The 286-nt window shown below is 38.8% G+C and carries 1 protein-coding gene; it reads left to right on the top strand.

Annotated elements, in window-relative coordinates; genetic code table 11:
* A partial coding sequence (locus tag ACSG5Z_RS31745; protein ID WP_503827196.1) for a carboxyvinyltransferase occupies window positions 1–197 on the top strand: 197 nt, incomplete at its 5' end.
* Window positions 198–286 lie beyond the last annotated feature (89 nt).

Here is a 286-nt window from a genome sequence, read left to right as displayed (position 1 = left end):
CTGATGACGGGATGATTATTTACGGAAAATCAGCACTAAAAGGCAATACAGTAAATAGTTACGGTGATCACCGCATCGGAATGATGCTTGCAATTGCCGGCAGTCTAGCAGAAGGAAAAACAACAATTGAAGACGCAGAAGCAGTAGGCGTATCATATCCTACATTCTTCGAAGAACTTCAAAAGTTAGCCAAATAAAGTAATAAAACGCAGATACGGGATGTATCTGCTTTTTTTATTGGATTCGTGTCGTTAAGTCCATATAATTTCATTCACCGCACTGTAAT

Origin of the sequence: Bacillus pretiosus, from assembly GCF_051294775.1 — a bacterium.
Lineage (GTDB): Bacteria > Bacillota > Bacilli > Bacillales > Bacillaceae_G > Bacillus_A > Bacillus_A wiedmannii.
The sequence above is the reverse complement of the archived record's forward strand: the minus strand, read 5'-3'. Positions and strand labels throughout refer to the sequence as shown.